Below are 25804 nucleotides of genomic sequence, written 5' to 3'. Positions count from 1 at the left end.
GTTCGCGCTTCCGCTTGGTCTGAATTTCTGATAATCAGGAAATATGTGGATGTCAATTCCTGATAATCAAAAAACCAGAGGGCGTCCGGCTACAGGCGTGACGCCAATGCAAGGCGTTCGCATGCCTTCAGACCTCTTGGTCGCTGTGGAGGCATGGCGTGATGATCAGCCCGAGCCCAAACCGCCGCGTGCTGAAGCAATCCGCCGAATTTTGGCTGAGCACCTCAAGGCGAAGGGCTACCTGAAATGAGCGATGGCCAACCTCAGTCTGAAAGACTGGCTGAGGTCATGCGGCTTGCTACATCGCTTGCCTACCGCGTACTCAACACGCAGCTTATAGGAAGCCCAGTTCCGCCTTATCAGGCAAATGCACTCGTAGAAGCCGCAAGGCTGCTACATGAAAACGGCGTGGACTGGCCGCCAGGAGTTACCGAGGCTTTGCGCAGGCTTACTGAAGCTATGAAGCCAGCGCTGCAAGCCGCTAACGAACCGGAATCTGAAGAAACGTTGGCGCGCGACGATCATGCTAGCCCTAATTCTATGAGCCGAGGCCATAAAGTTAAGCGCTTTATCAAATCCTTCCGCAAACGAAAGGGCTGAGACCGTCATGCAGTGCTGTCAAATCATTGTGGCGGTGCTGATAGGCGTGACACCGGCACTTTCGACTGGATCTTGGGCTCAGTCCGCATCGCCCTCGACCCCCGTCAACAACTGGGCCGAATTCCGAGCCGCAATCGTGTCCTGCTGGACGGTGCCTGAGAACACCGATGGATCGATGATCGCGTTCCGCTTCGGCTTGAACAAGACAGGGAGCCTGCGGGGCCCCCTTCTCATCACAGCCCGACAGCTTCAAGGCGACAAGGATGCTCGGAAACGGTTTGAAGATGCGGCTGCGGCTGCTCTAACCCAGTGCCTGCCGATGAAAGTGACACCCGCCTTCGGAGCCATTCTCGGTGAGAGCCCCATCAGGCTCAGATTTGCCAACACCCCACCAACGGCCGCCTACCAGCTCAACAGCAACATCACGATCTTCGCTCCTCGATGAGGCGTAGTGCGGCCGGCAGGCGTTACTTTCAGTCCGCAGCGTGGCGAGCCCCCGGAGTCAGGCTGTTTAGAGTCATCAAACAACCTTCTCGGCAGCCCATCCCAAAAAGCCGATCCACGCTATGACGCTGATCAGCACAACTGCCAGAATGCACCATGCCATCAGCGGGATGCGCCGGCGGGTACGAAGGCGAGGAGCTTGCATGGAGGTCTCGAAAAAACTGCTAAGGGAGGCCCGGTTGTAGCATGGCGCAGCAGACCGACGCTCTTTCATCTGAAACTAACGACGCCGCATCGGAACGGCTGTCAGAGGTCTCGCGTCTGTCGACGCTTCTCGCCGATCGTGTGCTGGCCGCTCAGGCGGCGGACGAGCCGGTGCCGAAGGCTCACATCAACGCCCTGCTCGACGCAGCCATCATCCTAGATAAGTACGAGGTCGACCTGCCGGCGCCACTCGGCCAGATCATCGATCAGATCGGCGATGCCGAGGATAAGGATGCCGGCCGACTCGCTTGGTTGTTCCGGCCGTTCCAGAGGGCGAAGGGCTGAGATACCTTTGATCTGCATAAGATCTCGGCGGCCCAGCTAACGGCAGCATTCTAGCTGGCTCGACAACTTCACCCCGGCGGCTACCTTGCCGGGATGCGCATCGCCCTAATCGCCCTCACGCTCTTTGCTGCAACAGCAAGCCCAGCTTCGGCGCAGTTGGCACCAGCGGGGTGCGAGGCCTTGCAGGGATCGGCCAACAAAGCGGCCGACGCCTCTACTGGGTATTTGCGAGGACTAATTGCTGCCGACTTGAGGCCGCTCGTTGCGCAAACCAGCAGCGACCTCCGGACAGCATTTGAGCGCAACATCCGAGCCCGAGAGGCGCTTATCGGCCCCCTTAAGGAATATGCGCAGTCCCTCGAGGATCTAGGTTATCAACTTCGGGTCTGTGCGCGGCGGTAGCCGTCACCACACCGGCCACTCGACAGAGCCGAAGCGCGTCGGCAGCCGAACGCCGGTCGCGAGGCTATATTCACCGGCCACGTTGACGGGCTTCCCAGTCGCCTTGGTCTCGGCGCCGATAAGGTGCTCGGCGTCGTCGGGCTTGTTCTGGTTGGCGGCGCTCACGGCAGTCTCGGCCTCGGCAATCTGCACCAGGACGTTGCGGATCGCAGCCACAGCCTCTGGATAGACCTTGCGGAGCGCTTCCGCCGCCGCGTCCCGTACCTTCACCGCCCCGTCATACTGAACCCGGCGTGCTACCTGATCCTCGTCGCGGGTCACGGCAGCCAGGCGCTGGTTCAGATGCGACAGGGAGCTATTCAGCCGCTCAAGATCGAAGCGAAGGCTGTCGTGGACGCGCTTGCCTTCGTTGGCCTCGTCCTCAGTGGCTAGCGGGTCGACGGCCTTCGCCTCGGCGCGGGCGCGATCCCGCTCCACGGACGCCAGATCGGCCTGCGTGTGAGCGATGCAGGATCGCACCTCGGCCGAGCTGGTCGGGTTCGTGAGCGCATCCACGATGCGCTGCCGAAGGGTGATGACGGGGGCCGACGCGGTGTCGGAGAGGTTCAGAGCGGTCGCGATCATGTCAGCGTCTCCAGGCATTGGCGTCGCGCTCCAGCATCCGGTCATATTCGGAAGCGGCGTCGCCGAGGGCGGTTGAGGCGTCGTTGGTCTGACGCGTGTCGTCGGCCGGTCGTGCAGGCTGCCGCCAGGCGTTCGCGTCACGGTCCTGCATCACGGCGTAGGCAGCGGCCTTGTTGAGGTCGCCGCCGGTCCCGTAGAGGGCCTGTTCGCGATCCTTGGCCTGATCCGACAGGGCCATCAGAAAGGCGCTGCCCTGCGTGTTGGCGGCCCGCTCGGTGTCCGTCGTGAGATGGGCGTTATGGTAGGACGCCGCGCCGCTGAGCATGGTGGCCATGTCGCGTGCCCCCTGCCGGGCGCGCTGAACGCGGAACAGCTCGTTCGAGGCTGCGTCCTCGATAATCTCGCGGATCTTGGTCGCCTGCGGGCTTGGCAGCGCATCCATGAACCGGGTCGACGCTGCGTCGTGCATCATGAAGCTGCGGCCCGAGACCGAGTTGTCCGCAAACATCAATCCGACGCGGATACGATAGCCGTCCTTCAATGCCCCCCTGGCCGTAGCCTCCTCCTCCGTCACAGGCATCCCGTCGCTGTGTCGCCAATACTTGCTGATCACAATTGTCTCCTCAGGGTGCTGGGCTGGCAGCCGTGCCGCCGCCGGTCGGCAGTGAATTGGCCTTCACGAGGCTCGGCCCCATTGCGGCGAGCCCTTCCTTGGCGCCTGCGGCAGCCGAGGCCGCGACACCGGCCACGCCGTTGACGGTCTGTTGGACCGTCACGGTTTGCGTGCGCTGGTCGTTGCCGGTGTTCTCGTAGTTGTTGGTGACGCCGGCCGCCTTCGCGGCACCCGCGCCCATCCAGTTGGCTCGATCGCCGAGAGACCCGAAGCTCGGCGCGGTCATGCCTTTGCCGAAGCCGCGCATGAAGGCCGGGCGCTTGTCAGGAGCGGCCGTGTTGAACCGATCCTCGAAGTTGCTGGCGGTGATGCCGCCATAGCCGCCGAGCCGATTGTGGTAGGTCGGTGGGGCGCCGAGCAGCTTGTTCAGCTTCTCGACCATCGCGTTGGCTTCGCCTGGGGTCTGGCCTTTGCCATCCTTGCGGGCCTGATCCGCCGCTGAGGCTGCGTCGAGCCCGGCGCGGGCAGCGGGCGCAATCACCTCGCCAACGCCCACCATGAGACGGTCGACGGTCGCGCCGAACCGCTCGACGCTGCTGTTGAACGTGTCCATCGACTTGGCGAGATCCGCCTGCATCGTGCCAGGCGCTTCGCGCTCGATGGTGCCCTTGAACTCCTCGTACTTGTCGCGCTTCTTCAGCAGCCCGCTCATGGCGTTGCGGGCCTGAAGGTCGCCGAACAGCTCGGCCTCCTTGAAGGCATCGCCCTGCGTGTACTTGCCGGCGAGATCGAGCATTCGATCCAGGCGAGAGACGCCTTTCTTGTCGGCGTCCTTCATCTCCTTCTGGACGTCGATGCCGGCCTTCTTGAACGCCTTGACCGTGGTCGGCGCCGACATCTTCTCCATGAAGTCGCGCAGGAAGTCGGCGGCCTGGCTCGTGGTGGCCGCGCTTTCCCGCACCACCGTGAGCGCAGCGATCAGGTCGCGAACGCCGCTCAGACCCTTGAGGCCGATCTTGGAGCCAGAGGCGGCCAGCTCCGGCATGACGGCGGCCGACTCCTTGAACTCGGCCTTGCCGAGTTTGCCGCCCTTGATCGAGTAGTCGAAGGCCTTTTCGAGGTCGGAGACCTTCACCTCAAGGTTCTGCATGAAGACGATGGCCGCCGCAGCGGCCTTGTCGATCTCCACCGATCCCGCCTTGGCCGCCTTCGCCGTCAGTTCTGCGGACTCAATCGAGGTGTCATAGTCGACGCCGGCTGCCGCGTAGGCGCTCGCTGCACCGACCAGGGACGTGGCCGTGGTTCCGTACTTCGGACCCGAGAGCAGGAACCGATCGACGGCCGGCTGCACCTCCTCCTTGGATTTCTCGGTCGTCTTGGCCAACTCAACCTGAGCGGTTTCGAGCGTGCCGAAGCGGTTGAGGGCCGCGACGATGGCGCCGACTGACGCAAGGGCACCGACGCCACCAGCCCCCGCGCCGCCAGCAACGGCACCAGCCATCGCAGCCTTGCCCGTACCGCCGCCGGGGCGGATGCCGGGACGGGCACCAGGACCAACCGGCATGACGCTGGGAAAGCGGACGCGACTGGCGCGGGCGGCTTCCTCGCGCATCTTTCGGAAAGCTTTGGCGGCACGCTCGGCGTCGGCAGCCGCCCGGCTCAGGCCGGACTTGCCACCGAACTTGAAGTCGAAGCTCTTGCCGGCCTCCCTGCTCGCGCGCTTGATTTTGTCGAGTTCGCGCAGGAACTTGGCGGTGTCGTTGCCGCCGGTGAACCTCAGACCGAGTTTGGCAATAAGCTCTTCGATGACAGCCATCAGCGGCGCCCCCGGCTGCGGGCCTGCGCCTCACGTTCCGTCACGCGGGTGGCTTTCTCCCCGGCGGCCTCGCGCAGATCCAGCGCCTCGTGGAAGTCAGCGAGGTCATCGAGGGTGTAGATCGTGCGCAGCTCGTGGAGCGTGCACAGCGGCGGCTCGCTCATGCAGGGCGTTGGCCGCAGCAGGTAGGGCAGCATGTCCCTTCCCAGGTTCGGCGCGATGCGGCCGATTTCGCCTTGCGTAAGCATGGTGGCGGACGCCTTTTCCCGACCTAGGCTTCCGCCATCTTGCCGAGGCCGGCGATGATAAAATCCCGGAACTGCACTCCGAAGGCGAACCACGCCACCTCGACCGCGTCGTCCATCGTGTTCGGCTTCACGCCGAGGATGGCGGGGTCGTTGCCCACGCGGCACAGGCCGACCGCCTCGGTGATCAGGGCCACCACGTCATCGCTGTCGAGGACCTGGTTCATCGAGGCGTGAAGGAACGCCTGTAGGGCGCCTTCCCGGTCGACATTGGCCGCGATGGTACCGAGCACCACCTGGTCGCCCTTGAAGACCTGGTTCAGCCGCATGTAGAGCTTGAGCGACTGCTCGGCCGGGATCTTGTCACAACGGTAGACAACGCCACCGATCTTCTTCTCGGATGCCATGCTATTCGCTCTCGTTGAGGGTGGCAGCGTACTGGAACATGCTGACCCGAGCTGCGATGGCGCGCCGGATGAACTCGCTCGTTGCGACGCCTTCGGCGCTGGCAGCAGCCTTCACAAGGTCGGTCAGCCCGCGCGGTACGCTGGCGCTTAGACGCTCAGGGTAGAGGCCGCGTCCATCGGTGAAGCTGGGGGCAGGAAGTTCGAGTAAGGACATGACGTGACCTTGCCCGCGCTTGGCATTAGCTGGAAGGTCGGGTTCGCCGCTTCCGCCGATATTGCCGACAATGCCGAAATCACTTCGCCTGCAACTGAAATAAATCCGCTGAGGTGTGCAAAGGATTGCTTACGGCGGGATGCGGAAGTTCGTCGCGAGTGCCGGCATGATCCATCAAATTGTCGGCCACCCGACACTGTGACCGATCTTAACCTGAGATAAAGCAAACTATAGATAAATAAAATAAATACGATCATTGACGAAGGAAAATATGGATCAGGTGCTCGCTTATGCCCAGGCTTTATTTTGACTTTAATGACGGCCGCTCGCGTTTTGTGGATGAAGAGGGAATCGACCTTCCTGACGTAAAGGCAGGCCGAGCTGAGGTTCTGCGGACACTCGCCGAGATCGCCAAGGACGCACTGCCAAAAAGCGATCAGCAGGCATTCACCGCCTCGATCCGCAATTCCTCCGGGGAAATGGTCTACAGCGCGAAGGTCACTGTTTCAGGCGCGTGGCATGGGTCGCATCAGGTCTGAGCTCAGACCTCAGCTCTTCGAAAATAATCTGTAACGGCTTGGCTCTCCCGATCGCCAGCGAGATAGGCCGCCAGCGCCGCGCCGTTGCTTTCCAGGAGCATCAGCAGAGCGACGCGGGACAGCATCCAGTCGCCGCCGACCACGCGCCGGCCGATATCGTACCGGGCCGCCCATTCCCGGACGGTACGGGGCGATTTACGTGCGATGGCGGCCCCCTGCGAGACGGTGATCGCCTCGGCCGGGTTCCACGGGATGAGCACCTGAGGGGCGGAACGCATCAGAGCAGATCCATGATCGAGAGCTTGCGCGTGCCGGCGCCGACGAGCACTCCGGCAGCGGCGTTGATCAAGTCGTCGTGGCTGTTGGCCGGATGGTCGATCGAGTCCTTGCCGCCCCAGGCGGTGCGGCGCTCCAAGTTGAGCAGTTGCTTGCGCATTGGATCATGATCGAGAAGGCGCACCCGTCGGCTGTTCAGCAGCGGTAGGAACTCGGCGTAGATCGTGCCCTTCGCCTTGTCGGAGCGCTCATAGGTGATGCCGTGGGTGCGCATCATCTCTTTCGGCCACTCGGCCGCGTAGTTGTCGCCCGTAACCTTGCTGATCCCGTAGAGGTTTAGGGTGGCGGCGAACTCGATGCAGGCGGCCTCAGGGGAGAAGGGCGGGGCAATGCCGGCGACATGGTCGAGGACGCCACACCCATCCTCGGCCCGGTGTCCAATGGCCAGCGTGAAGCTGTCCTGGCCCGAACCGCCGGCCGGGTCGATGAAAGCCGAGTAGGCGATGCCTGGCACGGGATCGCGCGAGACCACGCCGGGATCGGTGCAGCTGTCGACCACCTCCGTGCCGACGAAGTCCGAGATGCCGTCGCGGAACTCGGCGCCAAACTCGGCCTTGGCCGACTCGGCATCGCGCTCATAGGCCCGCGTCACCTCGCGCTGGATCTTGGGGCTGTCGTGCATGGCCAGCGTTGGCGCCTGGATCACCAGCACGCGCGGATCGCCCTTTGCCCCGAAGTCCCGCCGATAGGTCGCGTACAGCTCGCCCTTCTTGGCATAGGGGCTCGACAGCACGAACAGCGGCCCGCCCAAGGTCATCAGACCCGGTCGGATCGCGCGCAGGATCTCGCGATCCGGGTTGGCAGCACCTTCCAAGTGCCAGAACGCGATCTCGTCGCAGACAGCCGCTACCAGCGTCGGGCCGCGCACGGTTTTAAAGTTGGCTGGCTGAACGACGATGTCGACGCGGTTGCTGAGCCGGATCGTGTCCTGGGTCGGCTCGCCCTCGACCATGTCGGCAAACATCGGCACCTCCGTGAAGATGCCGAGCAGGTAGCGGAAGGCTTCCGTCGCCTGGTCCTTGGCCGACGCCATTACTGGCAGGCGCCCGCGCTGGCCAGGAGCGAAGCGGCCCTCGTAGTCGACGCAGGCCGCCATGTAGGCGGCGGCCACGGCAAAAGCGCGGGTCTTGCCGCCTCGGCGCCCGACCACGCCCCAGACCTCGTCACAGGGCTCGTCAGGCTCGCGCTCGCGGCCGGTCAGCCCAGTGAAGATCACGCGCTCGTCGTCCGTCAGGGGCTCGCCCTGAGAGGCGATGAGGATGGCGCGCCAAGCGGCCCAGGTCTCACCGGGCAGGATGGCGCCGAAGATGTCGGGATCGGTCAGAGCCGCCCGCATGGTGATGATGCGGCTCATGGGCGAGCGCCACCCGCTGCGAAGTGATCGCGGAGGCTTCGGCGCTCGGGCGCCTTCACAGGCCCCATGCGGCGGGCCTGCCTGTCGAGCCGATCGCCGAGCTGCCCAAGGGCCTCCGGGTCGACTTCCTTACCGGCGGCGATGTCGGTGTGAAGCTGCTCCAAGCGAACGGCCAGACCGGCATAGGCGCGCATTGCTTCGCGGGCGGTCACACTGAGCCCAGCTGCACCACCGCGCTCTGCCTCAAGCTCACGCAGGATGTCGGCGTAGCGCCTGGCCACCGATGAGCGAGCATCCACGTTGCCCAAAAACAGCGTCGAGCCGTTCGTGAGCCGAGATTGATGGCGGGGGTGTGGGGCGGCCATTTCAGCCACTCAGTAGAGGATCTGGACGGCGGCACCCGTGCCAGCGCCCGTCATGTCCGCGTCAATGACGGCAAAGCCGTCATACACCGTCCCTGCGCCGCCGGTCGCATCGCTCACAGCCACGGTGCCGCCGCCCTGGAGCTTGAGCCCAAAGGTGCCGGAGCCTTTGACGATGACACCGCGTCCTGCCGCAACGGGCGTGCCTGGCGTTAGAACGACTGCCTTGGTGTAGGGGCCACCCAGCGGCACGCCGCTCGTGCTCACAGGGATGACGGCAATCGGCGCCTCTTTGTTCGGACCGAAAACGGGATCGTAGGTGTAGGGCATGGAAGGCCTCCTCAAGCCATCGTCGGAACGTCGAGCGCGGCCGGGTCAAAGATGGAAAGGAAGAAAATGATTGCTGGCCACTCTCAGGCCGTAAGAATTGCAGCCTTATCGATGCTCGCCATGACGCCATAACCTGCCGTATTGAGGTGCGTGGCGTCTGTATGGAAGTAAGTTGTGTTTGACGGAGTTTGCAGCCGCGCATCGCCAGCACGATCTGCAACGATGTATCCATTCGCAGTAGCGGCGGACTTGAGCTGTGCATTGTAGCGAAGGCGGGCAAACTCTCGGAAGTTCGCCGCCGTGAAGGCCCCGCGTGCAATCGTCGTCGGCACCACAACCCGGAAGCCCTTGGTCTTTGCTTCAGTGACGAAAGGCAGGGTGACGGCGGTCGCTCGGCCGTTGTTGGTAATGCCAAGGAAGTCGTCAGCCCATTGCTCGGCGTCGGCCTGTGACGTGAACGTCACCGATCCGATGTCATTCGACGGCGCGTCGATGATGAGGACGTTCTTCGCCTTCGTGGCATCGTAAACGGAGAAGTCGCCCGAGACCCGGTTCGCATATTCCGTCGAGAGCTTCCGGCCGCCCAAGCCGAAGTTGTACGCCTCCCAAGTGCTGTCGAAGGCAGCCTGCCACAGAGGCGTTTGGTTGAGCGTAGAGCCCCATCCTTCGTTGAGGGACGAACCCGAGTAGCAGAGACGATTGGAAGCCACAGCCGGCAGCGGAAACGCCTGCGCCGCCCAAGCGTCCATGGCCATCAAGTCGGCTTCGGCGGGGGCGCTCGCAAAGAAGACATGGCTAAAAATATCGTGCGTGCTCCAGATGGACGTATCTGCGAGCGATGAGCCAAGGTGTCCGCCCCCATTCATCGACTGTGCGGTCCTAACAACCGAAGTTGTTTTGACGCCCTCAATGAAAAACGTCTGCGCAGAAGCCGAGGTGGCGTAGCCGATGGTCTGGACGCGTGACTTGAGGCGCTTTCCTGCCGAGTTGGCTGCATTGCCGCCGGACCCGAAATAGCTCACGTTTTGGAACAACGACAGGTAGGACGTGCTGGCCCCGTCGTTGAACTCCCAATACATCCGCGAGGCATAGCCGGCGCGGGGATTGATGACCATGTGCGAGCCCATATCGAGCCGCGATAGAGTAATCCCGGCGCCGAATTTCAGGGACTTGATCGTTCCCTCAAACATTGCGTCCAAGCTGATGGGGCGCTTGCCCGAAACCGAGGCTAAGCCCGTGAACGAAGGGCGCAAGGCCGCTGTCGTCTGCGTAAACACAGCCGCGCCGCTGATCTGATCATAAACGCGGTCGACGGTCGGGGTCGACGCGCCCGCCCATGTGTCGATAGCGCTGTAGTCCGGCCAATCGGAGTTAGAGGCCGGCAGCACGTCGAGCGTCGCTCCATCGGACGCTCGCACGAGGCGAAAGAGCGGCCCCGAATAGCCAGACACGACACGCTTCGCGCCAACGACGGTTGCGGCCTTGGCTACCGTCTCTGAGGCCATGTACGGGCCGAAGGTGCCAGGATCTGGGTTGGTCGTGCCCGTGAGGCCGAGCACGCCCTTCAGCGCAGCGATGAAAGTGGGGTCGTTCAAGGCGACTTCACCCCAGGCCGCTGCGGCTCCGGTCCCGGACGGGTTGCGCGCCATGAGGGTGTGCGTTGGCGTGATGCCGGTCTGCGGATTGGTGCTGGGCTGGCCGAGTGTGCGCGGCATGTCTCAAGCTTCCCTTCGGGCAATTAGTGCAGACTGCAATGACAGCGCGCCTTGCGCCGAAGTTGGGCTGAAGATCAGATCGTAAGTGCCGGCCACGAACATCTCCGCCTTGAGAATTGATGTGCGATCTTCCCCAGCTTGAACGTTATGAAGCCGCCTGAACGGGCGGGGCCACGCAGCTAGAGTTTCCGTTGTTGGAGGGATCGCGCCCCCTCGGGATACTTGGCCCCGCTTTCACTGAAGGTCACTTGTCGCCTCATCAGCAAGCGAACCCCCAACGAACTAGGCGCTACAGAAATATATATTCAGTTATTACTCGATTTTCAAGATATTACACGAGCAAACACTGTCGAACACCAGCGAACAACACTGGATGCCAGCGGACAGATTGCTTGACACGCACCGTGCGGCCTTCGTCGCACCCTCGAACTTAATTCGAGGGGAAGGCTTATGATTTCGACACAGGGAAACCCATGGCCGAGAACCCATCGAATTTTGTGCGTGATTGGATCAGCGAGCATGTCCACAGCGATCCGTTCTTTAACGGACGCACAGAGGAGCGAGTTGGCTCGGTTATGAAGCGCCTCAGCGCGGCCTCGAAGGAAGCGGAGATCCCGCAAGACGATCCGGAACTAGCGCCCGACCTGCTGCGAGATCTGATCCAGGCGGCCATCGAGAGGACGTATAATCCCTCGGCTGGCCTACGGTCCTTCTAGAGCGCGGGCACCCCAAGTCGGCATCGCGTGGAAACCTGGGAAAGCCGGCGCATTGGAAGCCGTGTCCCCATTACCACACGGCAAACCATGATGGCAGCATCTTGCATGGCGGTGAACTATCGTGCTTGCCGCCCTCGGCCAGAACCGGCACATACGTAGATCACGCCGCCGTAGAGGTGTGGGGTAGGAACGCTTACAACGGGGAGGGAGCCATGCTTGCTTATGCAAACGTCTATCTAGGTTGCCTCGCCCTCGTCCTAGAATTCGTCGCCATGGCGCCCGTCTGGCCCGAGGCCGCAGATTAAAGGCCGACGAGCAACAACGCTGCCCAGCCGAGCAGGCTTATCCAGCTAAGCGTCACAATGCCTGCCGACCCGAGAACAAGGGCCGTGCCATAGCTTTTCCGCTTAGGAGCGCTCGCAAATTGGGTAGCGCTTAGAACGGTCGGGCTATCAGCCATGGATATCTCACCTGTGCCTTGGGCGGCTTAGGAACGGCAGCGTGCACCAACCGTTCCAGAGAAAATTCAAAGTTCATTCTTTCGGCGAGAGCTGTGATTGCCCCAGCTGCACGCAGGTTTCGGGCGGAGTGTATGGCCATTCTCTCAGGATCTCAGCCTACCTCGTGGGTGCCGCCGTGGGTAGGCTCGTGGCTACTTAGCCCAAGCCATTGATTACTGACTGATAACTCCTTCTGCGAGGCGGATGGTGTATCCGCCCTTGCCAGTTTGGGGTCCCGTCCGACGAAAAAACCGCCCCCTAAGGAGCGGCTGAAGTTTGGAAGTCTGGGAAGCGCACGCGACCCGCCAAGAGTAGCGCGCACTCGATGAACCTCATTTGGATGGCGCTGTTCCGGCCAGGATTTTTCAGGCGCTGCGGTGGGGACGTGCGGTAGTCCCTACGCCCCCCTTCAAACAGCCTCCGCTCTACGGACGCGCCCCAGCCTATCGCCAAAGCCCTACTGATCTAAGCCGCGACAGGAGCGGCGCAGATTGCGGGCGAGCGCGCTACGAAGCGTGGGCGATCAGATGGGCCAATGCAGAGCTAGATAGGGGTTTGAGGGGTTTTAGGGGTTGCTCCCAGCCGCGCTGGCAGGAGTGTCAGAACAGGGATCTGACAGTTTCCACGCGTAGGTTGAAACAAACCCTTGAAACCCCTTAAACCCCTATCAGCGCGCGCCCTGATCACCATCAGAACGGCGGCTCCCATGCATGCGCGTCTGTTTCGCAGAGGGTAAAGCGGTTTCCGTTGCTGCCATCGACGCGAACATGGAGCCAACTTCCATCAACAACACGGCCGCCTATCCGACCTAGCCACTTGCCCAGGCGCCGGCTGTTCACAGCGCCGCCGTCACCGGCTTGTCGCAGCAGCAGATCTCGGAATTCGGGAGCAATGAAGTCGACGTTGCCATAGTCGAAGCTGCTGCCGGCGGCCTTCGCGCAGGCCGTCTTGATGACGGCGTTCGTCGTGTAGCCTGAGGCTATCGACAGGTGCTTGCGCCAGTGCCCGAACAGCTCACGGATCGCCGACAACTCGGGATCTTCCTCGCGAGCCTTCTCCATGCTGGCAACCGGATCAGCATGACCCAGCCAGATCAGCGGTGCACGCACCATGGCGGACCATTCCCCATAGCTGCCAATGGGACCACAGACCCTCGGCGCGCCAGCGGCTTGATAGGCGCGGATGATCGTCATGACGGCGGCGACATAGGCGCCCCGGTTGGCCATGACGCGCTCAACAGGATCGAAGTCGAACTCCCGCAACTCGGGCCGCTCCACCTGCGCATCAAGGGTGCACAGCACGGTGCGACGAGTCATGTCTCCCACAAGTGTGAGGTTGTTGCCGGTTGCGAAGACGGTCGACCGCACCTCAAGCTCAGGTGCTTCGCTCTTGCCAAGGATGCGCACGCGCACGAGCGGGCGCTCCGTCATCTGGCAGAGCATGTCGCCACCAAGTTCACCGTTCACGTTGTCGATCGAGACGACAGCGACTGCGTCACGCAGCAGAGCACCGAGACGCTTTTCGGTTTCCTCCTCGGTCTTGCCTGCTGCGATGACAGGGCATTGCCGTCCGGTCGCGATCACTGAAGCGATGTCGACCAGCAGACTCTTGCCGGTGCCGGGGCTGTGAGCTCGGATCGCATGAAGTGGTGCAACCGAGATCGTGCCGCGAACGACGGCAGTCAGGATGCCTGACAAGGCGACAGCCTTGTCGACTGGCTCCACGAACGGAAAGCCGGCGAGCAGATCCTCAAGGACAAGGAGCGCCTGTTCAGCCTGGGGCCGTGTAGGGCGGTCCGCCATCGAAGGCAGGACGAAGTCTCGGTCAAGAGCAAGGTACAACCGGGTTTCGGCATCGTATCCAGCCGTGGCGAGCAACGTACCGTTCGGCCTCAGTGTCGGCGTCGTGATGATCCCGGCAACTGGTGGCAGCCGCCACTCGCCCTCGCGCGCCAACATGGCGCCGATCATGTCGGACGGCGGATTGGTGTCCACCCAATCCTCGCATCGCTTATCGAACCGGCGGTATCGGATCACCCGAGCAAGGTGGTCAGCAAGGCTCGGCTGGCAGAACGACCGAAACCGAGCAATCGTGGTTGTGCGGCCCTTGGATGCCGGCACGGTGTCAGTCACCGGCCGGACCAGCGAGCCGGCGCGCGTGTAGATCTGCGTGCCGGCATCAAGCAGCAGCGTTTCAGTCTCGCGAATGGCGCGCGGAACCTCACCTGCCGCAGCGCGAACGACCGGCAGGTGACAGGGCGCGCCGCCTGTCGGGCGGTCGCCTTTGCTCCGCTTGGCCTTCTTTGGCTTCGCAAGAACCTCCTCGTCATCGCTGATGGGGGGCCAGGGACGGGCAAGCTCCGGACCCAGTGCCTCGTACATCTCGTCGAAGGGATCACGATCTTCCATGTCGGCCCCCTACAATTCGAGCGCCGCATCGGCGCCCTCACGTTCGGCGCGTGCGACCTGACGGGCATGGAGGAGCTTTGCGTTCTCCTCCTTCAGCATCTGAAGCGTCGAGGCGCCCTGACGGAGCGCGGCAATCGCGCGACGAACTGAGACGTCCAGAAGGACGTCGTCGCCTGCTGCCGCATAGTCGACGGCCATTCCGGAGTAGAAGGCGGTCATGTTCAGGCACTCAGCCACGAAGTCTCGGAGAGCGCCTGGCGTGCCGTGATAGGGTTGCTCGGTCATGCTGCGCCTCCCTGGTGGAGCGGCCCGCCTGGCTGGCACATGGCCTGTTTCAACATGACTTCACGTTCGCGCACCGTCGGATGCACGTCGGCAAGGCCTTCCCAGACCGCGCGGGCTTCCACCTCGCTTAGGTTCTCGCCGACAGCCTCAACCGGACCGAAGGCGACGAACCGGAGCCGCACGCCGGGCGCGAGCTGCTTGATCGCCGAGAAGGCAACTGGCGCATCGGACGTAAGGTTGAGCGTGCTGCCTTTAAGAGCCTCGATCTGCGCTCGTTCAGCCCGCGACAAGACGCGGATGAGGTAGTTCCGCTCAGGATGACGCTGAAAAAACCGGCGGTCGCCCTCGACGGCGTGGTCTGCCGCTTCGGCGTAGCGCGCCATGATCCGGCGCCTCTGGCGAGAGATAGAGTTGCTCATCGCCGAGCCCTCCAATCATCGGAGAAGCCGAAGCAGTGGCTTATTAAAACCGCAGCGATCGACGGCGACAGATTATAACGTTGCGCGAGGTAAGCCGCTTGAAGGGAGGGGAGGGATACGGTAGCTTCGGAGCTGTCGATCTGCCGAGAGACAACATCCGAGGGACGTGAGCGCTTGCCGGCGCTGCGTCCCTCAATTGTTTTCAACATCCTATGCGGCCTCCATCTCAAGAGAGGCCAGGAACCCGCGCAAGCTGTCCGCCGGAATGAGAGTGCGGGTGCCGACCTTGATCGTCCGCAGCTTCCTCTCAGAAATCAGCAGGTAGATCGTAGAGCGGCCGAGACCGGTCGCCCCCTGGGCCTCTGTCACCGTGTAGGCGAGCTTCATCGATGCGACGCGCAGGACATCCTGCGGCGCCTGAACCTTGTGAAAGTCCATGGCGGTGATCCTTACGTGTCCGCCGGTGTTTCAGCGGATGCAGGAAGAACTTGTCGTGGAATGGGCGCCCATAAAAGCACGCCCAAATTTATAATTATGGGCGCTCGCCTTTTGCTGACCGATAAAGCTTCAACTCCCTGATGACGCGACCAAGTTTATTCCCGATTCTCTTCTCCGACGGACAGAGATTGTTAGGGTGATTTTGGCGGTGCCATTCAGCCAGAATTTTTGCCCAGTCAGCAATTGTATGCGCCCCATGATCCGAGCTTGCCCTTCTCCGCAATTCCGCTTCGATGAGGTGCATGGTTGTTGGCCTTCCTGGCCCACGATCGTCATCTGGTTGGTTAGTAACGAAGGGCGTATTCTTCGTTTTATTTAGATAATCAACAATCTGATCTGGCAATAACTCTGAATAATCCGAGTGACTACACAGCCACTTTATTGCGTTTCCTCGACGCACTTCGCAGCCCGCCAGGAACTGAGGGTGATTTTCACCTCGAACAATCGCATCCATGTCGCCCTTCAACCAATTAGGCGCGGACCTTGCGGCCACCGCAATTGCTTCAAGAACAGGACTGCGAGTGATCTGGAAGATGTCGGACTTCTTTCCTCGATGAGCTTCAAGAAATTGCACAAATTCATACAAGGGCGAGAAATCGTCTTCAAGCCATCCCGACCAGTAACGAGCCCCTGTTGGCTCGCCATAGGCAGCCGTAAAAATCTCTGCCTCGGTTGCAGTCGGGTGATTAAGCGCTTCTTCAAAAAGACCACTCACCACAACTCTTCGATCTGCCGCTGACAGGTGCTTAGCGGCACTCGCTAAGAGCAACAGATCCTCTTGGGATGTCCGCGGAGTGATCGAATTATGATTGCTCATGGCCTGCCTCTAATATGCTGCGCCCATGCATCCATCAATTCACGCCGCTTCGCGAACAAGTCGCCGCGCCGGTAAGCCGCCTCGACCTTGTCGGACACCGCGTGTGCCAGGGCCATCTCCACTACGTCGGATGGGAAATTTGTCGTCTCGGCAGCCCAGTCACGGAACGTGGACCGGAAACCGTGAACGGTGACGTCCAGGCGCTGCACCTGCTTCAGCAACTCCAGCATGGAAGTTTTTGGCAGCGGCTTGCCATGCCCCCCAGGGAAGACGAACTCGCCAGCAGAGGGACCCGGCAGGACCTTGAGGAGATCCACAGCGGCAGCCGAGAGCGGCACGCGGTGCTCGCGCCCACCCTTCATTCGCTCTGCCGGGATCGTCCACATGGCCGCCGAGAGATCGATCTCGACCCACCGAGCACCCATAGCCTCTCCGGTGCGGGCTGCCGTCAGGATGGTGAACTCCAGCGCGCGGGCAACGACGACCTCGCGTGTTCGTAGCTCGGCCATGAAGCTGGCCATCTCAGAGTAGGGCAGGGCGGCGTGGTGCGCGACCCGCCGGACCTTCGACCGCTTCGGCAGCAGGTTCTGAAGGTGCCCCTTCCACCGAGCTGGGTTCTCGCCGCGCCGGTAGCCGCGCGTGGTCGCCCAATCCAGGACCGACTCGATCCGCCCGCGCAGACGGCTGGCCGTCTCCGACTTCGTCGCCCAGATCGGCTCGATCGCCTTCATCACGAGGCCAGTATCGACAGCCTGCACAGGCAAATCGCCGAAGACTGGGTAGACGTAACCTTCAAGGGTTGTCGGCCACTGACTGGCATGTCTGGCATTCCGCCACCCGGCTTTGTGCGACTCGATATAGGCGAGGGCACACTCGCGGAAGGTCATGGCCTTCGCTGCTTCTAGCTGAGCCTCGCCGCGCCGGACCTGTCGTGCCTGAATCGGATCGATCCCCTCAGCACAAAGCTTCCGGCAGGCAAGCGCCTTCTCACGCGCCTCGGCCAGTGTGAAGGTGGAGAACGACCCCAGCCCCATCTCCCGAGACCGGCCATTCAGGGTGAAGCGGAAGATCCAGCTCTTGGCTCCAGCTCCTGAAACCTGAAGCCATAATCCGCCGCCGTCGCCGTACATGCCAGCCACCCTTGCTCGGCTAGCGGACAAGGCACTAAGCTTCCCCGGTGCCGCCATTCTGCCCCCACTTCTACCCACATTCTTAACGCGGATTGTGGCGCACAGGGGCGGACGATGGCAACCGTCCACCGCTGGAAATCCAAATGTTTTCAATGACCTTTCAGACGACGGCGGACAGTCACGGACGGTTGTGCGGCGGAACGATCTTCCGCATGGTGCTGGCCAAGGTCCTGGCCAAGGTCCGGGACCCCGAAGAGGGCCTGGATCGGCAGACGATTCTGGAACAGCAAGAGAGCCTGGGACAAAAGGCCGGCCGGGCGGCGGGACCGGCGGAGGCGACCACGTGAGCGAGACAGCGGATGGGCCGGGTTCGGCCGAGCGGGTCGTCTTCATCGACGACGAGGCGGAGGTCTGCCGCGCCAACCGGCAGAGCCTGGAGCTCGACGGCTTCCGGGTCGAGACCTTCGGGGCGGCCGGGCCGGCCCTGACGGCGATCCTGGCCGATCCGCCCGGCCTCGTCATCACCGACGTGCGCCTGCCCGACCTCGACGGCAATGCCCTGTTCGCGCGCCTGCGGACGATCGACCCGGAACTGCCCGTGATCCTGATTACCGGGCACGGCGACATCCGCATGGCGGTCGCGGCCATGCGCGACGGCGCCTACGATTTCCTGGCCAAGCCCTACCCGGCCGAGGCGCTGCTGGCCTCGGCCCGGCGCGCCCTGGAGCGCCGCCGCCTCGTGCTGGAGAACCGCCAGTTGCGGGCGCGCCTCGATGCCGCCCTGGAGGAGGACCCGGCCTTCCTCGGAGTCTCGCCCGAGATGGTGCGCCTGCGTCAGCTGGTGCGCGAGGTGGCCCATGCCGATGTCGACGTGCTGGTGTTCGGCGAGACCGGGGCCGGCAAGGAGGTGGTGGCCAGCGCCCTGCACCGCTGGGGCCGGCGGGCCAAGCGCAACTTCGTGGCGATGAATTGCGGCGCCCTGCCCGACAGCGTCGCCGAGAGCGAATTGTTCGGCCACGAAGCCGGGGCCTTCACGGGCGCCCTGAAGCGCCGGGTCGGCCGGATCGAGCACGCCCAGGGCGGCACGCTCTTCCTCGACGAGATCGAGAGCATGCCGCTCAACCTGCAGGTGAAGATGCTGCGCGTGCTGCAGGAACGCAAGGTCGAACCGCTGGGCGGCAACGACACCATGGCCGTCGACATGCGCGTGGTCGCCGCCACCAAGGTCGATCTCGGACAGGCGGCGGCGCAGGGGACGTTCCGCGACGACCTCTACCACCGGCTCAACGTGATCACGATCGCGATCCCGCCCTTACGGAACCGGCGCGAGGACGTGATCCTGCTGTTCCAGGAATTCCTGCGGCGGGCCGCCACCCGGTTCGGCCGCGAGGTCCCGGCGATCACCGGCCCGGTGCTCGACCACCTGCGTCGGCACGACTGGCCCGGCAACGTGCGCGAACTCGGGCATTTCGCCGAACGCTTCGCCCTGGGCCTCGCCGACCTGGAGCGCTCCGCCCCGGAGGCCGTCACCGCCGGCACCCTGGCGGATCAGGTCGACCGCTTCGAGCGCAGCCTGATCCGCGAGGAGCTGATCATGGCCGGCGGGGATGTCCGGATGGCGGCCGAATCCCTCGGCACGCCGCGCAAGACCCTCTACGACAAGATCGCCCGGCACGGGCTCACGCCGACCGACTACCGCTGAGCCCCGGCGGGACCAGGGCCGTCTCGCCGGCATGGAGGCCGCAATGGAGGCCGGGATGGAGGGAGGCCGGCCCGGGGGCCGGCCGTCCGGGGTGGGATCAGTCGACGACCTTGCCGTCCGGGCCGACCTTGACGGTCTGCTCGCGGTCGGCCTGCGCCACCTTGATCTCGTACTCGACCGAGGCGCCCTCGCGCTCGACCTCGGCCTCGTAGGCCTTGCCGCCGCCGGCCTTCTTCTCGGCGATGACGAGGGCGTCCTTGAGCGAGACGGTGGCCTTCTGGAAATCGGCCGGCTTCAGGCGGGTGAAGTAGCGCTCGATCGGCTGGTTCTCGGTCTTGTAGAGAGCGCCGTCATCGGCGTTGATGCCGTACTCCACAAGCTTGCCGTCGGGGTACACGACCTTGATGCTGTAGTGGTTCGGGTTCTTGCCATCGGCCTTCTCGAAGTCGGCGTCGATGGCGCGGCCCTTCTCGCCCTGCTTCTCGGCGGTGGTCAGCGCCTGGGCGAGGGTAACCTTGCTGACGGCGGCGAGCTGATATTCCTTCAGGTCCTTGTCGGTTTTGGCGACGGTGCCGCCGGCGGCGGTCCCGGTGGCCGGGGTGGTGGCGGGGGTCTGGGCCAGCGCGAGGCCGGCGCTCATCGCGAAAAGGCCGGCGGCGGCGGCAAGGCGGTACATCATGGCGGGTCGTCCCGTTTCGGGTTCGTTGAAGGACCCTGGAAACGGGCACGGGCCGGTTTGGTTGCCCCGCACCGAGCCGTTTGCGCGCCCGCCTCAGCGGGCGGACGGGCCGATGGGGGCGAAGTCGCCGAGGCCCGCACGGGTTGGCGCGGCCGCGGCGGCCCGGGCCGCCCGCCGCGGCCCGGCATAGCGGGCGAGCTTGCGGGCCGCGAAGGCGAACAGGCCCGCCAAAGCGAGGAGCGTCGCGTCGAACCACACGAACCGCGCCTGCCCGGCAAAGAGCCCGGCCCAGCGGTGATCGACCAGGGCGAGGTCGGCGGCCACCACCGCGAGATAGAGACCGGCGGTCGCGGCCAGCGCCGCGCCCCAGGCCCTGCGCCCCGGCCCCGCGAGGGCCGCGAGCGTGACGAGGCCCCAGATGGTGAAGAAGGCCCCGATCTCCCAGTCGCCCCGCCCCGACAGGCCGAGGGGCAGCAGGCGGTTGGCCAGGAAGTAGGCCGCGATTCCCGCCGGCAGCCCTGCGACGGCGCCGATATTGAGGGCCTGGACCAGGCGCAAGCCGAGGAAGCCCCGCTCGCCGGCCTTGGGCAGGCGCGCCACCGACCACAGCACGAGGCCGGTCGCCACCATGGCGGAGCCCATCAGGCCGCAGACGAAGAACAGGATGCGCAGGGCCGGCCCGGCGAAATGCGCCTCGTGCAGGCCGACCATGGTGGTGAAGGTCCGGGTCGCCGGCTTGAGGCCGCCCTGCCGGACCTCGCGCACCGCGCCGGTCACCCCGTCGAAGGCGATCTGCGGATGCGCGTGCGAGAGCCCGTGCGGCTCCTCGAACACCGCCGTCACCACGGAATTCGCGTCCCGCGGGTTGGCGATCGACAGCCGCTCCAGGGGTTCCGACACCTGCGCCATCGCGTCCCGCACCATCGGGCCGATGGGCGCGAGCGTGCCGGGCTGCCCGGCGGGGGCGCGCGGCGCCGGGATCTGACCGCTCTCGGCGAAGAAGGTCTGGGCCTCGCCCTTGTAGGCCGTGGTGATGCCCCAGGGCATGTACATCACCGCGAGGGTGACGATGCCCGTGTAGGTGATCATCAGGTGGAACGGCAGCGCCAGCACGCCGGTGACGTTGTGGGCGTCGAGCCAGCCGCGCTGGGGCGACTTGTCCCGCCGCAGGGTGAAGAAATCGGCGAAGATGCGCCGGTGGGTGACGATGCCGGAGATCAGCGCGACGAGCATGACCATGGCGCAGATGCCGACGATCCAGCGGCCCCACAGGGGCGGCATGTGCAGCTCGAAGTGGAAGCGGTAGAGGAAATCGCCGCCCTTCGTGTCGCGGATCGCGGCCGGCGCGCCCGTCGCGGGGTCGAGCCGGGCCTGCCCCGGCGGGGTGCCGGGCTTCGTCCGCCAGAACAGGTCGATGACCGGGCTGTCGGGCTGCGGCAGGCCGACGAACCAGGTCCGGGCCCCGCCCGCATGGGCCGTCAGGTGGGCGACGCCGAGTTCGGCCGCCCGCGCCATGGCGTCGGGCGAGAGCGGCGCGGCCTGCACCAATTCGGGGCGCATCCAGCGCGAGATGTCGGCCCGGTAGTAGCTCGCCGTGCCGGTGACGAAGACCGCCAGCAGGACCCAGCCGACGATCAGGCCGGACCAGGTGTGGAGCCAGGCCATCGCCTGACGGAAGGTCGTCCCCATGCGGTCCTCCGGTTGCGGATTGTCGCGCCGCCCTGAGCCTGCGCGTTACCAGCGGTAGCGCAGGGTGGCGTAGACCGTGCGGGGCAGGCCGTAATAGCAGTTCGAATAACTGAAGCAGCCCGTGACGTAGCGCTCGTCGAGGAGATTCTGCGCGTTGACCTGCAGGGTGAAGCCGTTGAGCGTCGTGTCGAGGTTCTTCAGGTCGTAGGACAGCACGGCATCGACCAGGACGCTCTCCGGGACCTTGAAGGTGTTGGCGGGGTCACCCCAGGACGACCCGAGATAGCGCACGCCGCCGCCGATGCCGAGGCCCAGCAGAGGGCCGCTGGTGAAGCGGTAATCGGCGAACAGCGACACGGTGGTGTCCGGGATCTGGACCGGGACGCGGCCCTGGAGCGCCACCTGCTGGTTGGTGACCTGGTTCAGCGTGGTGGTGAGGTCGGTCACGACGCGGGCGTCGATGAACGAGAAGCCGCCGATGACGTTCAGGCCCTCGGCGAGATTGACCCGCGCCTCGAACTCCATGCCCTGCACGCCGACCGCGCCGGTCTGCACCACGAAGTTCCGGTTGACCGGATCGGGGTTGGTCGCGTTCGAGCGGCGGATGTCGAAGGCGGCGGCGGTGAGCAGGATGTCGGTGCCGGGCGGCTGGTACTTGATGCCGGCCTCGAACTGGTCGCTGGTGATCGGGTCCGGGATGCGGCCGATCGAACCGAAATTCGCGTCGAAGATCCGTCCGGCCGTGATCGGCTCGAAGGCCTCGCTGTAGGAGACGTAGGGCGCGAAGCCGTTGTCGAAGAGGTAGAGCAGGCTCGCCCGGCCGGTGAAGGCCTCGGACGGCACGTCCTGGTTGGTCACGACGTTGGTGGCGAGGCTCCGGGTCGGGCCGGAATTGCGGGCCCAGTCGTAGCGGCCGCCGAGGGTGAGGACGAGGCGGTCGAATTTCACCTGGTCCTGGAAATAGACGCCGGTCTGCTCCGAGGTGATCCGCGAATCCGTGGTGAAGGGCGGCGTCGGGATGTTCATGGCGTAGTTCGGAAACAGGACGTTCAGGCTGGGGGCGGCCGGGAAGGCCGACGACAGCGTCCGGGTCTCGAAGCTCCGGTAATCGACGCCGACCAGGGCGGTATGGGCGAAGATGCCGGTATCGAACTTGCCCACGAGGTTGTTGTCGAGGGTGTAGGCGTCGATGCCGACCCGGGTGGCGATGCGCGAGCGGTCGATGAGCGGGCCGCTGGCGAAGGGTCCCGTGGTGTCGTTGAAGGCGCCGTAGACGCTGCGGTAATCGCCCTCGGTGCGCAGGTAGCGCCCCGCCGAGTGGAAGTGCAGGGCCTCGTTGACATTGTGGTCGAAGATGTAGCTGATCGAGGCCTGGGTCCGGTCCGAACGCTCGAAGTTGCGGTCGCCGTCGTAGAAGTCCACCGGCAGGCGGCCGGTGAAGCCGTTGCCGAAGTTGCGCGGGAACACCGTGCCCACGGCCGGGAAGCCGCCGTAGAAGCCCGAGAACGGATCGCGCTCGTAATTGCCGATGATGGTCAGCGAGGTGTCGGTGGAGGGCCGCCAGGTGACGCTCGGGTTGATGAGCACGCGCTCGACCCGGGTGGTCACCGCCGGGCCGTCGCCCGTCCAGCCGAGGCCGATGACCCGGTAGGCGAACTGGTCGGCGAGCGGGCCGGCCTCGGCGGGGAGGGGGCCGCCGATGTCGAAACCGCCCCGGACCTCGTTGAAACCGCCGCCCTGGACGAAGATCTCGCCGTGGCGGACGAATTGCGGAACCTTCGACACGAGGTTGACGATGCCGCCCGGTCCCGATTGCCCGTAGAGCACCGAGGCCGGCCCCTTGATGATGTCGATGCGCTCGAGCCGGTAGGGGTCGATGCTGGCCGAGGCGTCGCGGCTGCCCGGCAGGGCGAGGCCGTCGAGGAACAGCGGCGCCGTAAAGCCCCGGATGAAGAACTGTTCCAGGCGGCTGGCCCCGGAGCCGCCGCGCTGCTCGGTGGTGACGCTCGGCGAGTAGCGCAGCGCCTGGTTGATCGTGATGGCGTTCTGATCCTCGATCTGCTGGCGACCGACCACCGAGATCGACTGCGCGGTCTCCAGGATCGGCGTGTCGGTCTTGGTGCCGACGCGGCTCTGGGTGGCGACGTAGCCCCGCACCGGCCCGACCGCCCCGCCCGGCTGGCTGCCCGACGCGTTCCGCCCGAGGCCGACGCCCTCCACCGAGAGCGTGTCGAGGGTGACCGCATCGGTGGCGTTCTGCGCATGAGACTCGCGAATACCGAACCCGATCGCGGAAACGCCTGACATCAGCGTCGCCAGAAGGCAACGCTGGGCTACCTTGGCGATCGGACGGGCGTTATCATTCAGCACAAAGCGGTTCACAGCCAAAGACCATTCCGGGTGAGCACGAGAGCGGTGTCGCAGACGTGAATTGACTTACTGTCCGTGACCCAAAATCGTCTTGGCAGGATTCATAATTACGATGCAAGGACTATGTTTTTTACTTATTCCAGGTTGGAACTATGGTCGACGCCACGGACCATCGCCGCCTCTCATCCCGGCGCCTCGTGAAAGCGTCGCGGTGTCACCGAAACCGCACAGCCCGCAGCGTCGAACGGGTTTCGCGACCGGCACCGTGCCCAGGAGGCAATTCCGCAACCGCGCTCGTATTTCGATGCGCGAAAAGTCGGTTTTTTCAGCAGATGCGCATCGTAATTTTTGGAAATACTTGATTTTTACGTAAGGACGACTACTATCAAATGGTTGCTTGCTCCGGTTCGGCCGCAAGCGATTGGGAGACAGAGCGCGCTCTTGCCGTCGTGAGGGAGCGCCATGCCCGACACTGTCCAGCCCAAACCCCCTCCTTCCAATGCTCCTCTGGCCAACGCTCCTCCGGCCAAGGCTCCCCTCACCAGGACCGAGCAGGCCGGCCCGGTGCCCCGGCAGGGCGATCTGCGCAACCGCCTGCTCCGCGCCATGGCGCCGGACGACTTCGCGCGTCTGCAGCCGCACCTGGAGCCGATGGCCGCCACCCTGCGCCAGTCCCTGATCCTGCCGCACCAGCCCGTCCGGCAGCTGTACTTTCCCGAGGACGGGTTCGTCTCGGTGGTGACCGGATCGGCGGTGGGCCGGGTCGAGATCGGGATCATCGGGCGCGAGGGGCTGGTCGGGGCGACCCCCATCCTGCTCGAGAGCGACCGGACGCCGAACCACGCCTTCGTGCAGAAGGCCGGGCAGCTGCTCGCCATCGACGCCGCCTTGCTCAACCGGGCCGTGGCGCAAAGCGTCTCTCTCCGGACCCTGCTGCTGCGCTACGTCCAGGTCCAGATCATCCACCTGGGCAAGGCCGCGCATGCCAACGCCACCTACACCATGGAGGTGCGCCTCGCGGGCTGGCTGCTGATGTGCCACGACAGGGTCGATGGCGACGAGATCGCCATCACGCACGAGTTCCTGGCCCTGATGCTCGGGGTGCAGCGCACCGGGGCGACGCTCGCCGTGCAGGTCCTGGAAAGCCAGCATATCATCCGGGCGCGGCGCGGACGGATCACCATCCTGGACCGCCCGGCCCTGCTGGATCTGGCGGGCGGAAGCTACGGCACCGCCGAGGCCGAGTATGCCCGGCTGATCGAAGGCGCCGGACCCGGCGCCTGATCCGACCGGCCTCAGGCTGCCAGCGGGAGGGCGTCCCGGGCCGGTGCGGCGGAGCGGATGCCCAGGAACGCCTCCACCGCCTCGAGGGAGTCGAAGGCCATGAATTCCGGGCGCAGGGGCTGGGGCAGGCCCGCGAAGGTCAGGCTCCGGAAGGTGTCCGGATGGGGATAGAGCTGGTAGGGGCCGCCCGCCGCCAGAGGCGGGAACAGGATCGCCACCTTCCGGCCGCCGAGCCGGACCAGGCGGGTGCTGCTGTAGGACAGGGTCTCGATCGTGTAGGCGGCCCGCTTCGGCGTGGTTTTCATACCCTTTTGCCTTTCATGCCCTTTTGCATTTCATGGATTTTGCCTTGCATCACGCTGGCCGTCGCAGCGCCGGCCCGTGCCCCGCGCCGGGGTCAGGCCGCCCGCGACACCCGCGCGGCTTTGCCGACGGGGCGAACCTCACCGGCCGGGAGAATCTCGCGGACGGGAAGAATCTCGCGGACAGGGAGAATCTCGCGAAACGGGAGAACGAGGACGCGGCGTCCCTGCCCGTCGTGGACGTCGACGATCCAGTCCGACCAGTCGAGCGCCGCCCCGACCCGCTCCATGGCGTGCAGCGCCACCTCCACGGCGTGGAAGCGGACCTGGGTCCGGTCGGCGATGGCGAGCCCCGTCGGGTCGATGATGGCCATGTGGCCGTCGGTGCAGTGAAAGCGGTACGGGGAATGGGACTGACGCGGGACAGCCATGTCCGGGCCTCTCCTCGGCTTGAG

31 protein-coding genes are annotated in these 25804 nt (G+C 64.6%); 9 read left to right on the top strand and 22 right to left on the bottom strand.

The features are described from left to right. Positions 1-49 precede the first annotated feature (49 nt). The 4 genes from ASF57_RS26015 to ASF57_RS21930 all read left to right on the top strand — a co-directional run bounded on the left by ASF57_RS26015 (position 50) and on the right by ASF57_RS21930 (position 1593). Positions 50-250 (top strand): hypothetical protein, encoded by a 201-nt coding sequence (locus ASF57_RS26015; RefSeq protein WP_156376273.1) that lies wholly within the window; start codon positions 50-52, stop codon positions 248-250. Next, positions 247-600 carry a hypothetical protein gene (locus tag ASF57_RS25085; protein ID WP_156376272.1) on the top strand — a complete coding sequence of 118 codons (354 nt, stop codon included), beginning with the start codon at positions 247-249 and terminating at the stop codon, positions 598-600. Before ASF57_RS26015 ends, ASF57_RS25085 begins: the two co-directional genes overlap by 4 nt. 175 nt (positions 601-775) lie before the next feature. Continuing rightward, positions 776-1045, top strand: a complete 270-nt coding sequence (locus ASF57_RS25080) for a hypothetical protein (RefSeq protein WP_244477059.1) — start codon at positions 776-778, stop codon at positions 1043-1045. 245 nt (positions 1046-1290) lie between these two features. After that, on the top strand, positions 1291-1593 hold the full coding sequence (locus ASF57_RS21930) for a hypothetical protein (protein ID WP_056487353.1): 303 nt from the start codon (positions 1291-1293) through the stop codon (positions 1591-1593). Positions 1594-1998: 405 nt separating this feature from the next. Here ASF57_RS21930 and ASF57_RS21925 read toward each other — a convergent pair whose 3' ends face one another. The 6 genes from ASF57_RS21925 to ASF57_RS21900 are packed head-to-tail and all read right to left on the bottom strand — an operon-like array spanning position 1999 to position 5914. Beyond that, positions 1999-2619 carry a hypothetical protein gene (locus ASF57_RS21925; RefSeq protein ID WP_056487352.1) on the bottom strand — a complete coding sequence of 207 codons (621 nt, stop codon included), beginning with the start codon at positions 2617-2619 and terminating at the stop codon, positions 1999-2001. A 1-nt stretch (position 2620) separates the two neighbouring features. After that, positions 2621-3199, bottom strand: a complete 579-nt coding sequence (locus tag ASF57_RS21920) for a hypothetical protein (protein WP_156376271.1) — start codon at positions 3197-3199, stop codon at positions 2621-2623. A gap of 43 nt (positions 3200-3242) precedes the next feature. After that, complete coding sequence (locus ASF57_RS21915) at positions 3243-5048, bottom strand: phage tail tape measure protein (RefSeq protein ID WP_056487343.1); 1806 nt, start codon at positions 5046-5048, stop codon at positions 3243-3245. Further along, positions 5048-5296 carry a hypothetical protein gene (locus tag ASF57_RS21910; protein WP_156376270.1) on the bottom strand — a complete coding sequence of 83 codons (249 nt, stop codon included), beginning with the start codon at positions 5294-5296 and terminating at the stop codon, positions 5048-5050. The genes ASF57_RS21915 and ASF57_RS21910 overlap by 1 nt, the downstream gene beginning before the upstream one ends. Before the next feature lie 23 nt (positions 5297-5319). Beyond that, a complete protein-coding gene (locus ASF57_RS21905) occupies positions 5320-5700 on the bottom strand; it encodes a phage tail assembly chaperone (protein ID WP_056487339.1) in 381 nt (126 codons plus the stop codon). Position 5701: 1 nt separating this feature from the next. Further along, positions 5702-5914, bottom strand: a complete 213-nt coding sequence (locus ASF57_RS21900) for a ribbon-helix-helix protein, CopG family (protein WP_056487337.1) — start codon at positions 5912-5914, stop codon at positions 5702-5704. A gap of 290 nt (positions 5915-6204) precedes the next feature. Here ASF57_RS21900 and ASF57_RS21895 point away from each other — a divergent pair, with 290 nt between their 5' ends. Next, a complete protein-coding gene (locus ASF57_RS21895; protein WP_056487336.1) occupies positions 6205-6453 on the top strand; it encodes a hypothetical protein in 249 nt (82 codons plus the stop codon). Between the two features lie 2 nt (positions 6454-6455). On the opposite strand, the gene ASF57_RS21890 is transcribed toward ASF57_RS21895, so the two are convergent. The 5 genes from ASF57_RS21890 to ASF57_RS21870 all read right to left on the bottom strand — a co-directional run bounded on the left by ASF57_RS21890 (position 6456) and on the right by ASF57_RS21870 (position 10550). Then, positions 6456-6731 carry a helix-turn-helix domain-containing protein gene (locus ASF57_RS21890; RefSeq protein WP_056487326.1) on the bottom strand — a complete coding sequence of 92 codons (276 nt, stop codon included), beginning with the start codon at positions 6729-6731 and terminating at the stop codon, positions 6456-6458. Then, positions 6731-8143, bottom strand: coding sequence for a hypothetical protein (locus ASF57_RS21885; RefSeq protein WP_056487324.1), 1413 nt, complete (start codon positions 8141-8143; stop codon positions 6731-6733). The genes ASF57_RS21890 and ASF57_RS21885 overlap by 1 nt, the downstream gene beginning before the upstream one ends. Continuing rightward, a complete protein-coding gene (locus ASF57_RS26010) occupies positions 8140-8424 on the bottom strand; it encodes a hypothetical protein (RefSeq protein ID WP_156376269.1) in 285 nt (94 codons plus the stop codon). The genes ASF57_RS21885 and ASF57_RS26010 overlap by 4 nt, the downstream gene beginning before the upstream one ends. A 93-nt stretch (positions 8425-8517) precedes the next feature. After that, positions 8518-8835, bottom strand: coding sequence for a hypothetical protein (locus tag ASF57_RS21875; protein ID WP_056487317.1), 318 nt, complete (start codon positions 8833-8835; stop codon positions 8518-8520). 83 nt (positions 8836-8918) lie between these two features. Further along, positions 8919-10550 (bottom strand): SGNH/GDSL hydrolase family protein, encoded by a 1632-nt coding sequence (locus ASF57_RS21870; protein WP_056487314.1) that lies wholly within the window; start codon positions 10548-10550, stop codon positions 8919-8921. Between the two features lie 473 nt (positions 10551-11023). Here ASF57_RS21870 and ASF57_RS21865 point away from each other — a divergent pair, with 473 nt between their 5' ends. Further along, positions 11024-11266, top strand: a complete 243-nt coding sequence (locus ASF57_RS21865) for a hypothetical protein (protein ID WP_056487311.1) — start codon at positions 11024-11026, stop codon at positions 11264-11266. A gap of 1189 nt (positions 11267-12455) precedes the next feature. Here the strand turns inward: ASF57_RS21865 and ASF57_RS21860 are convergent. The 6 genes from ASF57_RS21860 to ASF57_RS21840 all read right to left on the bottom strand — a co-directional run bounded on the left by ASF57_RS21860 (position 12456) and on the right by ASF57_RS21840 (position 17323). Continuing rightward, entirely contained in the window at positions 12456-14174 is a 1719-nt protein-coding gene (locus ASF57_RS21860; RefSeq protein WP_056487308.1) for a hypothetical protein, read from the bottom strand. 9 nt (positions 14175-14183) lie between these two features. Then, positions 14184-14459, bottom strand: a complete 276-nt coding sequence (locus ASF57_RS21855) for a hypothetical protein (RefSeq protein WP_156376268.1) — start codon at positions 14457-14459, stop codon at positions 14184-14186. Next, a complete protein-coding gene (locus ASF57_RS21850) occupies positions 14456-14842 on the bottom strand; it encodes a hypothetical protein (protein ID WP_156376267.1) in 387 nt (128 codons plus the stop codon). The genes ASF57_RS21855 and ASF57_RS21850 overlap by 4 nt, the downstream gene beginning before the upstream one ends. A 246-nt stretch (positions 14843-15088) precedes the next feature. Continuing rightward, positions 15089-15316, bottom strand: coding sequence for a helix-turn-helix domain-containing protein (locus ASF57_RS21845; protein WP_056487299.1), 228 nt, complete (start codon positions 15314-15316; stop codon positions 15089-15091). A gap of 94 nt (positions 15317-15410) precedes the next feature. Further along, a complete protein-coding gene (locus ASF57_RS26005) occupies positions 15411-16193 on the bottom strand; it encodes a hypothetical protein (protein ID WP_156376266.1) in 783 nt (260 codons plus the stop codon). After that, positions 16190-17323 (bottom strand): site-specific integrase, encoded by a 1134-nt coding sequence (locus ASF57_RS21840; protein WP_244477058.1) that lies wholly within the window; start codon positions 17321-17323, stop codon positions 16190-16192. Before ASF57_RS21840 ends, ASF57_RS26005 begins: the two co-directional genes overlap by 4 nt. A gap of 212 nt (positions 17324-17535) precedes the next feature. On the opposite strand from ASF57_RS21840, the gene ASF57_RS27315 reads away from it, so the two are divergent. After that, a complete protein-coding gene (locus ASF57_RS27315; protein ID WP_280138772.1) occupies positions 17536-17670 on the top strand; it encodes a hypothetical protein in 135 nt (44 codons plus the stop codon). Further along, on the top strand, positions 17667-19025 hold the full coding sequence (locus ASF57_RS21830; protein WP_056487289.1) for a sigma-54 dependent transcriptional regulator: 1359 nt from the start codon (positions 17667-17669) through the stop codon (positions 19023-19025). Before ASF57_RS27315 ends, ASF57_RS21830 begins: the two co-directional genes overlap by 4 nt. 97 nt (positions 19026-19122) lie before the next feature. On the opposite strand, the gene ASF57_RS21825 is transcribed toward ASF57_RS21830, so the two are convergent. The 3 genes from ASF57_RS21825 to ASF57_RS21815 form a co-directional block, all read right to left on the bottom strand. Then, on the bottom strand, positions 19123-19704 hold the full coding sequence (locus ASF57_RS21825; protein ID WP_056487287.1) for a PepSY domain-containing protein: 582 nt from the start codon (positions 19702-19704) through the stop codon (positions 19123-19125). Between the two features lie 93 nt (positions 19705-19797). Next, positions 19798-21393, bottom strand: a complete 1596-nt coding sequence (locus ASF57_RS21820; RefSeq protein WP_156376265.1) for a PepSY-associated TM helix domain-containing protein — start codon at positions 21391-21393, stop codon at positions 19798-19800. A 45-nt stretch (positions 21394-21438) separates the two neighbouring features. After that, positions 21439-23700: a TonB-dependent siderophore receptor gene (locus ASF57_RS21815; RefSeq protein WP_082504291.1), complete on the bottom strand. Its 2262-nt coding sequence runs from the start codon at positions 23698-23700 to the stop codon at positions 21439-21441. A gap of 669 nt (positions 23701-24369) precedes the next feature. On the opposite strand from ASF57_RS21815, the gene ASF57_RS21810 reads away from it, so the two are divergent. After that, on the top strand, positions 24370-25047 hold the full coding sequence (locus ASF57_RS21810; protein WP_056487543.1) for a Crp/Fnr family transcriptional regulator: 678 nt from the start codon (positions 24370-24372) through the stop codon (positions 25045-25047). A gap of 11 nt (positions 25048-25058) precedes the next feature. On the opposite strand, the gene ASF57_RS21805 is transcribed toward ASF57_RS21810, so the two are convergent. After that, the gene (locus tag ASF57_RS21805) at positions 25059-25352 is read right to left on the bottom strand and encodes a hypothetical protein (RefSeq protein ID WP_056181092.1); all 294 of its coding nucleotides are present in this window, start codon (positions 25350-25352) and stop codon (positions 25059-25061) included. Positions 25353-25444: 92 nt separating this feature from the next. Next, positions 25445-25780, bottom strand: coding sequence for a hypothetical protein (locus tag ASF57_RS21800; RefSeq protein ID WP_200935909.1), 336 nt, complete (start codon positions 25778-25780; stop codon positions 25445-25447). Positions 25781-25804: the final 24 nt, after the last annotated feature.

Source organism: Methylobacterium sp. Leaf117 (assembly GCF_001422985.1).
Taxonomy (GTDB): domain Bacteria; phylum Pseudomonadota; class Alphaproteobacteria; order Rhizobiales; family Beijerinckiaceae; genus Methylobacterium.
This window is presented reverse-complemented; position numbering and strand designations above follow the sequence as displayed.

Excerpts from the sequence above, each read along its gene's own strand:
- ASF57_RS21805 (WP_056181092.1), bottom strand. The coding sequence starts at position 25,352 with ATGAAAACCACGCCGAAGCGGGCCGCCTACACGATCGAGACCCTGTCC.
- ASF57_RS21820 (WP_156376265.1), bottom strand. The coding sequence starts at position 21,393 with ATGGGGACGACCTTCCGTCAGGCGATGGCCTGGCTCCACACCTGGTCC.
- ASF57_RS21855 (WP_156376268.1), bottom strand. The coding sequence starts at position 14,459 with ATGACCGAGCAACCCTATCACGGCACGCCAGGCGCTCTCCGAGACTTC.
- ASF57_RS21875 (WP_056487317.1), bottom strand. The coding sequence starts at position 8,835 with ATGCCCTACACCTACGATCCCGTTTTCGGTCCGAACAAAGAGGCGCCG.
- ASF57_RS21810 (WP_056487543.1), top strand. The coding sequence starts at position 24,370 with ATGGCGCCGGACGACTTCGCGCGTCTGCAGCCGCACCTGGAGCCGATG.
- ASF57_RS21800 (WP_200935909.1), bottom strand. The coding sequence starts at position 25,780 with ATGGCTGTCCCGCGTCAGTCCCATTCCCCGTACCGCTTTCACTGCACC.
- ASF57_RS21845 (WP_056487299.1), bottom strand. The coding sequence starts at position 15,316 with ATGGACTTTCACAAGGTTCAGGCGCCGCAGGATGTCCTGCGCGTCGCA.
- ASF57_RS21915 (WP_056487343.1), bottom strand. The coding sequence starts at position 5,048 with ATGGCTGTCATCGAAGAGCTTATTGCCAAACTCGGTCTGAGGTTCACC.
- ASF57_RS21825 (WP_056487287.1), bottom strand. The coding sequence starts at position 19,704 with ATGATGTACCGCCTTGCCGCCGCCGCCGGCCTTTTCGCGATGAGCGCC.
- ASF57_RS21840 (WP_244477058.1), bottom strand. The coding sequence starts at position 17,323 with ATGTACGGCGACGGCGGCGGATTATGGCTTCAGGTTTCAGGAGCTGGA.
- ASF57_RS21910 (WP_156376270.1), bottom strand. The coding sequence starts at position 5,296 with ATGCTTACGCAAGGCGAAATCGGCCGCATCGCGCCGAACCTGGGAAGG.
- ASF57_RS21920 (WP_156376271.1), bottom strand. The coding sequence starts at position 3,199 with ATGCCTGTGACGGAGGAGGAGGCTACGGCCAGGGGGGCATTGAAGGAC.
- ASF57_RS21865 (WP_056487311.1), top strand. The coding sequence starts at position 11,024 with ATGGCCGAGAACCCATCGAATTTTGTGCGTGATTGGATCAGCGAGCAT.
- ASF57_RS21815 (WP_082504291.1), bottom strand. The coding sequence starts at position 23,700 with ATGTCAGGCGTTTCCGCGATCGGGTTCGGTATTCGCGAGTCTCATGCG.
- ASF57_RS26015 (WP_156376273.1), top strand. The coding sequence starts at position 50 with ATGTCAATTCCTGATAATCAAAAAACCAGAGGGCGTCCGGCTACAGGC.
- ASF57_RS21930 (WP_056487353.1), top strand. The coding sequence starts at position 1,291 with ATGGCGCAGCAGACCGACGCTCTTTCATCTGAAACTAACGACGCCGCA.
- ASF57_RS21890 (WP_056487326.1), bottom strand. The coding sequence starts at position 6,731 with ATGCGTTCCGCCCCTCAGGTGCTCATCCCGTGGAACCCGGCCGAGGCG.
- ASF57_RS21905 (WP_056487339.1), bottom strand. The coding sequence starts at position 5,700 with ATGGCATCCGAGAAGAAGATCGGTGGCGTTGTCTACCGTTGTGACAAG.
- ASF57_RS21885 (WP_056487324.1), bottom strand. The coding sequence starts at position 8,143 with ATGAGCCGCATCATCACCATGCGGGCGGCTCTGACCGATCCCGACATC.
- ASF57_RS25085 (WP_156376272.1), top strand. The coding sequence starts at position 247 with ATGAGCGATGGCCAACCTCAGTCTGAAAGACTGGCTGAGGTCATGCGG.
- ASF57_RS21860 (WP_056487308.1), bottom strand. The coding sequence starts at position 14,174 with ATGGAAGATCGTGATCCCTTCGACGAGATGTACGAGGCACTGGGTCCG.
- ASF57_RS25080 (WP_244477059.1), top strand. The coding sequence starts at position 776 with ATGATCGCGTTCCGCTTCGGCTTGAACAAGACAGGGAGCCTGCGGGGC.
- ASF57_RS21870 (WP_056487314.1), bottom strand. The coding sequence starts at position 10,550 with ATGCCGCGCACACTCGGCCAGCCCAGCACCAATCCGCAGACCGGCATC.
- ASF57_RS21900 (WP_056487337.1), bottom strand. The coding sequence starts at position 5,914 with ATGTCCTTACTCGAACTTCCTGCCCCCAGCTTCACCGATGGACGCGGC.
- ASF57_RS26005 (WP_156376266.1), bottom strand. The coding sequence starts at position 16,193 with ATGAGCAATCATAATTCGATCACTCCGCGGACATCCCAAGAGGATCTG.
- ASF57_RS21850 (WP_156376267.1), bottom strand. The coding sequence starts at position 14,842 with ATGGCGCGCTACGCCGAAGCGGCAGACCACGCCGTCGAGGGCGACCGC.
- ASF57_RS21895 (WP_056487336.1), top strand. The coding sequence starts at position 6,205 with ATGCCCAGGCTTTATTTTGACTTTAATGACGGCCGCTCGCGTTTTGTG.
- ASF57_RS27315 (WP_280138772.1), top strand. The coding sequence starts at position 17,536 with ATGGTGCTGGCCAAGGTCCTGGCCAAGGTCCGGGACCCCGAAGAGGGC.
- ASF57_RS21925 (WP_056487352.1), bottom strand. The coding sequence starts at position 2,619 with ATGATCGCGACCGCTCTGAACCTCTCCGACACCGCGTCGGCCCCCGTC.